At 44.0% G+C, this 11,325-nt stretch carries 6 protein-coding genes; 2 read left to right on the forward strand and 4 right to left on the reverse strand.

The annotated features are described in order from the left end of the window. Positions 1-35: 35 nt before the first annotated feature. Both I2I13_RS02865 and leuS read right to left on the reverse strand, forming a co-directional pair. Positions 36-953: a YitT family protein gene (locus I2I13_RS02865; RefSeq protein ID WP_148367686.1), complete on the reverse strand. Its 918-nt coding sequence runs from the start codon at positions 951-953 to the stop codon at positions 36-38. 103 nt (positions 954-1,056) lie between these two features. Beyond that, positions 1,057-3,891, reverse strand: coding sequence for a leucine--tRNA ligase (leuS, locus tag I2I13_RS02870; protein WP_195648707.1), 2,835 nt, complete (start codon positions 3,889-3,891; stop codon positions 1,057-1,059). 689 nt (positions 3,892-4,580) lie between these two features. Here leuS and I2I13_RS02875 point away from each other — a divergent pair. Further along, positions 4,581-7,151 (forward strand): family 78 glycoside hydrolase catalytic domain, encoded by a 2,571-nt coding sequence (locus tag I2I13_RS02875; RefSeq protein ID WP_195648708.1) that lies wholly within the window; start codon positions 4,581-4,583, stop codon positions 7,149-7,151. A gap of 334 nt (positions 7,152-7,485) precedes the next feature. Here I2I13_RS02875 and I2I13_RS02880 read toward each other — a convergent pair whose 3' ends face one another. Together I2I13_RS02880 and I2I13_RS02885 are read right to left on the reverse strand one after the other, a co-directional pair. Next, positions 7,486-8,403, reverse strand: coding sequence for a HEPN domain-containing protein (locus tag I2I13_RS02880; RefSeq protein WP_195648709.1), 918 nt, complete (start codon positions 8,401-8,403; stop codon positions 7,486-7,488). 58 nt (positions 8,404-8,461) lie between these two features. Beyond that, complete coding sequence (locus I2I13_RS02885; RefSeq protein WP_195648710.1) at positions 8,462-10,213, reverse strand: AAA family ATPase; 1,752 nt, start codon at positions 10,211-10,213, stop codon at positions 8,462-8,464. A gap of 129 nt (positions 10,214-10,342) precedes the next feature. Here I2I13_RS02885 and I2I13_RS02890 point away from each other — a divergent pair, with 129 nt between their 5' ends. Further along, positions 10,343-11,224: a DMT family transporter gene (locus I2I13_RS02890; protein WP_148367681.1), complete on the forward strand. Its 882-nt coding sequence runs from the start codon at positions 10,343-10,345 to the stop codon at positions 11,222-11,224. Positions 11,225-11,325: the final 101 nt, after the last annotated feature.

Genomic DNA, 11,325 nt, shown 5'->3' on the forward strand with positions numbered 1-11,325 from the left:
TGTTTTAACAGAGTTGTTCAATACTTATCAACCGGTTATTTTACTTTGAGTTTATCAAATCCTTCACCATACACACCGATTACGGAGCTTTGCGAAATGAATGCGTTCGGATCAATACGTTTTACCAAACGGAAGATTTCGAGTGACTGACGCTTTTTGGCAAGCACTACCAGCACCTTCACGTTGTTTTTACTGTACCATCCCGTACCGTCGAGTATGGTTACTCCGCGGTTGGTATCTCTAATAATATGGTCGGCTATTTCGTCATATTTCTTGGAGAAGATGAAAAATTGAACCGATTGACGGGCACTGTTGATAATCCAGTCGAGTACGACACCGATAATGAACAGGGTGACGAAGCCGAAGATAACCCGGCGCCAATCATGGAATATAAAATAACAGGAACCGATAATGAATACATCACAGATCATAATCATTCGTCCGAGTGATACATCTCTGTATTTATTAACAACAGCAGCGATAATATCTGTTCCACCCGTACTTCCGTTGTAGTTGAAAGTGATGCCCAGACCTACACCACACATGGCCGCACCGATAATACAAGCCATGAAGTCTTGTCCTGCACCGAGCAGCAACGGTTTGCCGTCAGGCGTCATATCCGGAGCTACAACGTAGTTATTTACTATTAACTGAAAAAGCCAAAGCAAAAAGGTCAACACAAAAATAGCATAGGTAGTCTTTATGCTGAATCGCGGGCCCAATATCCGGATGGCAAATGTCATCAGCACTGCATTTATGATGAAGTATGACCATTGGATTGGAAATCCTGTTGCATAATATATAATAGCCCCGATACCGGTAGTTCCTCCGGTAGTTATCTGATAAGGTAACAGGAATGCAGCCCATCCCAAAGAATAGCTTATCAATCCGAGAGTGATGTAGATATAATCTTTCACTTCTCTCATTACTTCCGCTTTTGTTAGTTTATGCATAGGATTTATAATTATGTTAGGCACGGATTACGCGGATAACACGGTTTAGAATTTAGAGTCAATCAGAACCGTGTAATCCGTGTAATCCGTGCCTAATTTGTTTTTAAACAACAACGTTTACAATCTTTTTCGGAACGACAATGACTTTCTTCGGAGTCTTGCCATCCATCCACTTTTGTGAACGTTCGTCGGCTAATACTGCCGCCTGGATAGCGTCCGAAGCTTCATCTGCTGCAAATTCCATATTGAAACGTGCCTTTCCGTTGAAAGAGATGGTATAGTTGATAGTGTCTTCTTTCAGATATTCTTCGTTGTATGCAGGCCATTGGGCGTCGCATACGGAAGTTTCGTGTCCCAGTACATCCCACAGCTCTTCGCTAACATGCGGAGCGAAAGGTGCAAGAGTGATAATGAGCTGTTCCAGAATCTCTTTTTTGCTGCATTTCAGGTTGAAGAGTTCGTTTACACAAATCATGAATGCGCTGATAGATGTATTGTAAGAGAACTGTTCAATATCACCTGTCACCTTCTTAATCAATTTATGAAGGCTCTTCAATTCTTCTTTTGTTGCAGGTTCGTCCGTTACCAGATATTCGTCTGTACGGCTGTAGAACAGCGACCAGAATTTGCGGATAAAACGGTGTACACCGTCAATTCCGTTGGTATCCCACGGTTTGGATTGTTCTACCGGTCCAAGGAACATTTCGTACATACGAAGTGTATCTGCACCGTATTTTTCAACAATCATATCCGGATTGACAACATTGAACATGGATTTACTCATCTTTTCAACTGCCCATCCGCAAACGTATTTTCCGTCTTCGAGGATAAACTCGGCCGTTTTATATTCAGGACGCCATGCCTTGAATGCTTCCAGATCCAAAATATCATTAGATACGATATTTACGTCTACGTGAATAGGGGTAACTTCGTACTGATCTTTCAGGTTCAGCGAAACGAAAGTATTGGTGTCTTTGATACGATATATAAAGTTACTGCGACCTTGAATCATTCCCTGGTTTACTAACTTCTGGAATGGTTCTTCCATGATAGATACACCTACATCGTGCAGGAATTTATTCCAGAAACGAGAGTAGATCAAGTGTCCGGTAGCATGTTCGGTACCACCTACATAAAGGTCTACGTTCTTCCAGTACTGATCGATTTTCGGATCAACCAATGCTTTATGATTACGTGGGTCCATGTAACGGAGATAATATGCCGAAGAACCGGCGAATCCCGGCATGGTGTTCAGTTCCAGCGGGAAGACGGTTACATTGTCAATCTTCTCATTTTCTACTACACATTTGTTTACTGTGTCCCAAGCCCATTTGGTAGCGTGTCCCAATGGAGGTTCACCTGTTTCGGTAGGCAGGAATTTAGCTACTTCCGGAAGTTCCAGTGGCAGACAGCTTTCGTCGATCATGTAAGGCATTCCGTCTTTGTAGTAAACAGGAAACGGTTCGCCCCAGTAACGCTGGCGTGAGAAGATAGCGTCGCGCAGACGGTAGTTCACTTTCACACGGCCCAGATTATGTTCTTTTACATATTTCTTGGTTGTTTCTATCGCTTCTTTGATAGTCAATCCGTTCAGCGAAAGATCGCAATAAGGAGTGACATCAAGACGCGGAGAGTTGCAAACGATCCCTTCTTTGGCATCGAAACTTTCTTCGCTTACATCACAACCTTCTACCAACGGACGGATTTCCAGTCCGAAATGTTTGGCGAATGCATAGTCGCGGCTATCATGAGCAGGTACAGCCATAATAGCACCTGTTCCGTATCCGGCCAATACGTAATCGCTGATCCAGACGGGCACTGCTTCACCTGTGAACGGGTTGATGGCATACGAGCCGCTGAATACACCGGTAACACTGCGGTCGGCGATACGTTCGCGTTCCGTACGTTTTTTGGTACGGTCGAGGTAAGCATCTACTTCTGCTTTTTGTTCAGGAGTAGTTAATTGTGCCACCAGTTCGCTTTCCGGAGCCAATACCATGAAGGTGACACCGAACATGGTATCTGCGCGAGTGGTGAAAATGGTGAATTCGAGATCACTGTCTTTTACTTTGAATTGCACTTCAGCACCTTCCGAGCGTCCGATCCAGTTTCTTTGAGTTTCTTTCAGAGAATCTGTCCAGTCGATTGTATCTAATCCGTCGAGCAGGCGTTGTGCGTAAGCAGATACACGCAGACACCATTGACGCATTTTCTTTTGTATAACGGGGTAACCACCACGTTCGCTCACTCCGTCCACTACTTCGTCGTTCGCCAATACAGTTCCTAATTCAGCACACCAGTTTACCATGGTTTCACCCAGATAAGCGATACGATAGTTCATCAGGATTTCCTGCTGTTCTTTTTCGCTTTTGGCATTCCACTCTTCGGCAGTAAAGCTGATTTCTTCGCTGCAAGCGGCGTTTAATCCTTCGTTTCCGTAGATTGCAAAAGCCTTTTCCAATTCTTCGATAGGACGGGCTTCCTGTTCATCGTTGCAATAGTAGCTATTGAACATTTTTTGGAAGGCCCATTGTGTCCAGTGATAATATTCCGGGTCGCAAGTACGGATTTCACGGTTCCAGTCGAAAGAGAACCCTATCTTATCCAACTGCTCGCGGTAACGGTCGATATTTTTGACGGTAGTGATTGCAGGATGCTGTCCGGTTTGGATGGCATACTGTTCTGCAGGCAGACCGTATGCGTCATATCCCATCGGATTGAGTACATTGAAGCCTTGCAGTCGTTTGTAACGGGCATAAATATCGGAAGCAATATATCCCAGCGGGTGTCCTACGTGTAGGCCGGCTCCTGATGGATAAGGGAACATGTTTAGTACATAAAATTTTTGCTTCGAATCATCTTCCGTAACTTGGTAGGTTTTCTCTTCCACCCACCTTTTCTGCCACTTCTTTTCAATTTCTCTGAAATTGTACTCCATAGTGATAAAGTTTTTATTTATAGTGATTTATACTGTTATTTCTAATTCGAGGCACAAATTTACGTGTTTATTTTCAGATAACCACGCTTTCCCTATTGACTTTCTTGTTTTTATTTCGTATATTTGGGGAAATTAAAAATAGAAAACGAATGATGAAAGATATAAATATTGTGACATAAGTTCAATAGGTGGATGTGCGAAATGCATAACATAGGATAACGAATGGGCAAGAAACTGTGAAGGTTCTTGCCCATTTTTGTTGCAATAATTCTATTTCAGGTATTAAAAGCGTCAAAAAAGAGTTTATAATAAACTTGGATACCGTTTATAATAAACCCCTTCGTTATTTATTAAAAACTTGAATAGAGTTTATTCGATTTCGAGGTTTTCGTGTAAAGAAGAAAGAATGACTGCAATGAATAACCGTCATCTTCTTTTCTTATTTGATAAATAATTGATACAATAGAACTAGTGAATGCGTTGATTATATTATTTTACAATATGTCGTTGTTTTGCCCGATAATCGATTCTCCAACGTAAAAAGCTTCAGATTGAACAGAAACCATTGTTGAGTCAAAAAAAATGTAGAAATCGTCTGTCATATCATATAATTCTGTAATTTTGTTGTGCAAGTCCCATAAAACAGCACTTCTAAGTTAATCTTTTAATACTAAAAAATACATATAAGTATGAAAATGAATTTCCATTGTTTTGCGAATCTTGTTCCGGTAATGATTTTCGCGCTTTTCTCGAATAGCGGACTGATAAACGCAACTGAAGTCGGAAAACGTACTCACGCATTGGAAGCGTCGGCCTGGAACGAATCCAAATGGATTTCAGCAGTAGACGCTCCTGTAGTGAAAGGACATAACAACGGTCGCGCAGCCGATGGTGCCAGTTGGTTCGTGTCCACCGTGAAAAATGAACAGAAAGTCATCTCTGCCAAGTGGATGACCGCCGGACTGGGAGTTTACGAGTTGTATGTGAATGGGAAACCCGTAGGCGGAGAATTCCTGAAACCGGGCTTCACACACTATGCCAAGACCAAACGTTCTTTCACCTATGATATCACAGACGTCATCCGTACCAAGCCAAACGCCGACAACATGCTCTCCGTACAGGTGACACCGGGATGGTGGGCTGACAAAATCATAACCCCCGGAGGATATGACGGCATGATAGGCAAAAAGTGTGCCTTCCGCGGTGTATTGGAACTGACTTTTTCTGACGGAACTAAGAAGTGCTACGGTACCGACCTCGAAAACTGGAAAGCCGGAATTGCCGGTCCGGTGAAACATGCCGGCATCTTTGACGGAGAAGAGTATGATGCGCGCGAACCGATGGGCTACGAATGTGTGGACAAACTCTCCACACCCGAAGAGAATACCGAATTTTCTGGTGACATTCTGCCTTCGGACGGAGCGGAAGTCTATCTGCGCACTGATCTCGCCCTCGCTCCTGTCAGAGCATACATTTGGAAGGATATAGAAGGAGCGAAAGAGAACGAGTTCGGTAAAGTGATTATTGCCCGTGAGTTCGCATCGGGCACGGAGATGACCATAAGTCCGGGAGAGACGTTAGTGGTGGATTTCGGGCAAAACTGTGCCGGTGTACCCTCTTTTGTATTCAAAGCCACCGAGGGAACAGTGCTGACCTGTCTTCCCGCAGAGTTGCTCAATGACGGCAACGGTGCCAGGATTCGTGGCATGGACGGTCCGGAAGGAAGCTGCCACCGCGAAAACCTGCGCATTCCCCACACCGGCATCCGTCTGGACTATACCTTTGCTGCCGGAGATAACTATGTAGCCTACTATCCTCACTGCACCTTTTTCGGCTACCGCTACGTTTCCATAACTGCCACCGGGAATGTCGCCATCAAGTCGTTGAAATCCATTCCCGTCACTTCCATCACAAAGGAACTGGAAACCGGCACTATCACCACAGGCAACGACCTTGTGAACAAGCTCATCTCCAACACTTATTGGGGACAGCTATCCAACTACCTGTCCATACCCACCGACTGTCCGCAGCGCGACGAGCGTCTGGGCTGGACAGCAGATACACAAGTGTTTGCGGAAACCGGTACGTTCTTTGCTAACACCATGAAGTTCTTTCACAAGTGGATGCGTGACATGCGCGACACCCAGAACAGTTTGGGCGGATTCCCCGGAGTGGCTCCTTTGGCACAATACGGTGATGAGAAAATGCGTTTGGGGTGGGCCGATGCCGGAATCATTGTGCCTTGGACGGTGTGGAAGCAATTCGGAGATACGCAAATCATCGAGGAGAACTGGAACGCCATGGACTTGTTTATGAACCACATCAACGACACCAAGTATAACCACGAGACTCTCTGCGGTGAGAACGGCAACTACCAATGGGCCGACTGGCTAAGCTACGAACCGCTGGAAAGCTGTAGCGGACTGGCTTTCTCTCCCCAAGGTCCGCTTCCTGATGCCATTAGCTACTGGAACTATCTAAGCGCTTCCTATTGGGTGATAGATGCTTTCATGATGCGCGACATGGCTACCGCTACCGGTCGCAATTCCACCAAATACCAGCAGATGGGTGACTTGGCAAAAGCATACATCAAAGAGAACTTCCTCAACGAAGACGGCACCTTCAAAACCGCCATCCTTAATACCATGCAAACTCCTGCTCTGTTCGCCTTGAAAAACCAGCTTGTGGAAGGCGAAGCCAAAGCGAAGATGATAGACCGTCTGCGCGAAAATTTTGCACAACACGACCTTTGCTTGCAGACCGGATTCCTGGGTACATCTATCCTTATGGCCACCCTCACGGAGAATGGTATGGAGGACATTGCCTATGAACTACTCTTCCAACGTAAGAACCCAAGTTGGCTGTATTCTGTAGACAATGGAGCTACCACCATCTGGGAACGGTGGAACAGCTATATGATAGATAAGGGAATGGGACCACGCGGTATGAACAGCTTCAATCATTATGCCTACGGATGCGTATGTGAATGGATTTGGGAAACTGTTGCCGGCATTGCAGCCGATCCTGCCACCCCCGGCTTCAAGCATATCATTATGAAACCCATTCCGGACAAGCGATTGGGACACGTAACTGCCGAATACCGTTCCGCCGCCGGACTCATCAAGAGCGCCTGGAAATACGAGGGTGACACTTGGACTTGGGAATTCACCATTCCTAAAGGTGTTACCGCTACCGTAACCCTTCCCGGAGAGATGAAGTCAAAAGACTATGGAAGTGGAACTTACAAGGTGACCAAATAAAGTATATAGTTGCGATAGTTTTTCATGTAGGAATTTGATAGTAAGGAGATGTGTCGAAACTCTCTTTTAACGTGATTGGGAATGTGTAAAAACTCCCCTTTTATCGAAATCACCCTCGCTACAACTGTCTGTGGCGAGGGTGATTTTAAGTTTATGAGAGTTTCGACACACCCTCAATTCTTCATTTATAAAGGTTTTGACATACATTTTTTTCTCTTGTTTTGGCAAAATGTATGTCATGTATTTACTATTTAAAAAGGGAGATATCTGGAAAACAAATTGTACAAGAATGGGGAACTGTAAAGGTTATCGTACTATATTTACGATATACGGTTTATATCTTTTCTTTCTCTTCTTTTTCTATCATCTCATCGTAATATACTATGCGTGCGGCACATTCCCGAATAGTCACTTCGCGCAGCACCTCTGTTCGTGCCAGCATATACTCGTATTGCTCTTTGCTAACGGTGAATAGCCGGTTGTATCGCGCTTCGATATATGCCCTGCATAATTTATCAAACGCTTTATTTTCTTCGGGAGTATTGGTAGGGAACACATTTGCGAATTCTCGTGAACAGCTTCTGGCCATTGCTCCCAGCACTTTCAATTCATGAGATTTAGGGCGAATGCCGCCATATACAAGCGTAAATGTTTTGTAGAAGCGTTCGCAGGCTTGATGTAATTCAAATGAACCGTATTTAAAATTACCATTTTTGTAAGCAGTGTGTCCCGAATCCAAGAAACATTCTCCCATGTCGAAACATTCTTCATATTCTTCCTCTGCATATTTCTTAATCTCCCGATACGGCAACTTCTCCGGTTTACCAATCTGAAACATGCCATCGTCATACAACAGAATGCCGTCTTTTATAATTTCATAAAAGAAATAATGCTTCCTTCTTATAGCTCGATTGATGGTCGCTGGAGTTTCTACAATAATACTAGGAGGCGCCGGATGCCGTTTCCCTTCCATTCGTGTATCATATTTGGGGACGATAACCTCGCGTGCATGACTCTCTGCTTTAGCTGCATTTCCCGTATCGCATATCACCAGAATATCCAAATCACTTTGGTAGTAAGTACCTCCTCCGCACCCGTCGTATGTTACATCCCAGATGACATATTTTCCCCGCGCATAACTTCCATACAGGATAATCATACGCACGTTCGAAAGATTCGACAATATCAGTTCTTGCAGCACCGCCAACTCTTCTTGCGTGCGTTTGGGCAAACGTTTTATTGATTTTTTCATATTGTTAGCCTATCTGTTTTTTGCATGATGCGCTTGTAATGAGAGTTCCTTTTTTGTATTAAACCTCTTCGCATATCGGCATATCCATTCCTTTGTATACAACTACGATTTTATGAAGCTGTGTAGTGCCGACTGCTCTCTTCACCGTATCGGTGTCAGCATAGCGATTGGCTTGAGCAATAGCTTCCAGTCGCAGTTCTTCTATGCGGCTTTCGGGGTCTTTATACTTGGCATATTTCAGTTCCACAATGTAACTGTGCTTCATGTCGGAATAGATATCCAGTAGCGGACAAAGGAAAATATCGACATAACCTGCCTGTGTGTCCTGTTCAAAGATGGGGCGGTAGAAACGGTTTTGTGCTGTCATGGCAAGTGTGAAGCCATGGACAAAAAATTCGCCTTTCTGCTTGTCGCGCTGGGAAGTGTAGCGTTTCAGACAGTCGGCAATATAGCCGAAGTAAGCTTTCCAAGAGCCATCGTAGGCAAGGGCACTGGCAAGTTCGTTTTTCTCGTAACTGCTGAAATTGAGCTCGGCTTCGTTGTAGGTACTTAGCAGATAGGTGTAGATTTGTTCGCGGACTACCTGATTGGGGATGGTGAGTTTGGTTTTTCCTTTATACGTGCCGCTAATGGTGAGCATACCGAAATAGTAGAGTAGACTCACAAAGTTGTCAGGGTTGGTGATATTGATGGCAGGAAAACCTTTTTTCAGTTCTCCGGTGACGTAGCCTTCGCTCACCAATGTTTGTATGATGGAGGCATCGTGTGCAAACTCTTTGTCCTTCCGGATGAGCATACGTAATTTTTCGTAGTCGATACGGATATTGTCTTCTACCATATCCCGGGGGGCTTTGCCTCGTTGAATATAATTCTTGACGAAGTAGAGTACCATGTTGGAGTTGTACATAGTGGTTTCACCGTAACATTCTTCTGCAAAGCAGTAGTTGTCATACCAGGGTTTCATTATTTCTATCAGTTCGTCTACACTGTGATTGAATGGACTGGTGGTGGAATAATAGGTAAGCATTTGGCGGACTTCTTCTTCCGTGAAACCTATCATCTCGTTAAATTCCGGTGTGAGCGAGTAGTTGGTTCCGATGTTGAAACCGCTTGTGAGGTCGTCCATTGTCACGGGACTTACGCCGGTAATGAAACAACGTTCGATGCTGGAATAGGTTCCGGCTTTAATTTTATTGAAGAAGGCACGCAGATAACCTTCGCCATGCGTTTCGTCCGTATAACGGTGCAGGCTCTCTATATCAGAGAGAATGGCATTGGTGAAATGATCGTATTCGTCAATAAAGAGGTAAATACGTTGGTTGGTCTTATTACATTCTGTGAACAGGTATTCAAATTGTTCGACAGCTCCTTCTTTTTTGTCGAGTTCTTCCTTGATGCCTTTGGGGAGATAGTCGGCATAAATATCGCAGAAGTAGTCGAACATTGTTTGGCAATGCGCGTCCAGTCCCTTGCGATAGTTGTGCAGTTCGCCTACTATTCCGGAGAAGTTGAGGTATAGTACCAGATAGCTGTTCCGGTCGCGCGTAGGATGCTTTCCGATGTAAAGGTCGCCAAACAGCGCTTCGAATTTATCCTTGGCAAGTATATCATAATAGTGCTGCAACATACTTACTGTGAGACTTTTGCCGAAACGGCGCGGGCGAATAAAGAAGAAAAACTTGTCCGCCTCTTCTATCATGGGTATAAACCGGGTTTTGTCTACATAATAACAGTCGTCGCGGCGGATTACTGCAAAGTTCATCATGCCATAGGGGATACGTTTCCTGTCCGGTGCTGTATATTTTTCCATAACTTATTCCTTATTTTAGGAGCTTTCTTTGAACATAAACAAAGGTACGGGCTTTTTGTTACTTCTCCAAACAAACATTCCATAACTTCTCGCTATCTTTGCACTCTATTAAAAAACATCACCATCACTATGGAATTGAAGCATGGATATTACCATCTGATTGCGATACTTGTAGTTGCTATCTGGGGACTGACCTTTATATCAACCAAAGTACTGATTAATCACGGACTGACCCCTCAAGAGATATTCTTTTATCGTTTTCTCATTGCTTATTTGGGCATTTGGGTGATTTCTCCCAAACGTCTGTTTGCGGGTAATTGGAAAGACGAACTTTGGTTGATGGCAGGAGGTCTTTTCGGTGGCTCACTCTATTTCTTTACCGAGAATACAGCTTTGGGAATCACGCAAGCATCTAATGTCGCTTTCATCATTTGCACAGCTCCTTTGCTTACCACCATTCTTTCCCTTCTCTTTTATAAGAGTGAAAAAGCCACCAAAGGTTTGGTTTATGGTTCCATATTAGCTTTAATCGGAGTGGGACTGGTGGTCTTCAACGGCAGTTTTGTACTTAAATTATCTCCGGTAGGGGATTTGCTTACTTTACTTGCCGCCCTGTCGTGGGCATTTTATAGTTTGGTGATAAAGAAAATGACGGGGCGTTACCCCACTGTATTTATCACTCGCAAGATATTCTTTTATGGAGTATTGACCATACTTCCCGCCTTTCTTCTTCATCCGCTACAACCGGATCTTGACATACTTTTAAAACCGATTGTATTATCCAATCTTTTGTTTCTGGCTGTTCTGGCTTCCTTGATATGTTATGTCCTCTGGAATGTGGTCTTAAAACAGTTGGGAACAGTTAGAGCTTCCAATTATATCTATCTCAATCCGTTGGTGACAATGGTGGCATCCGTAATCATTCTTCACGAACAAATCACGTGGATTACATTATTGGGAGCAGGTTGCATTATATTTGGAGTCTATCAGGCAGAAAGAAAGGCTCGGTAAAATAAAGAGGATTTGACTGCAATTTATGGGGAAGTGAAACGTACGGACATAAAAAAAGGAGCAACGCCTTGCTCCAACCTTTGTTAACCTTAAATCTAATA

It is taken from the genome of Bacteroides sp. D55t1_190419_B8, assembly GCF_015558905.1.
GTDB lineage: Bacteria > Bacteroidota > Bacteroidia > Bacteroidales > Bacteroidaceae > Bacteroides > Bacteroides vicugnae.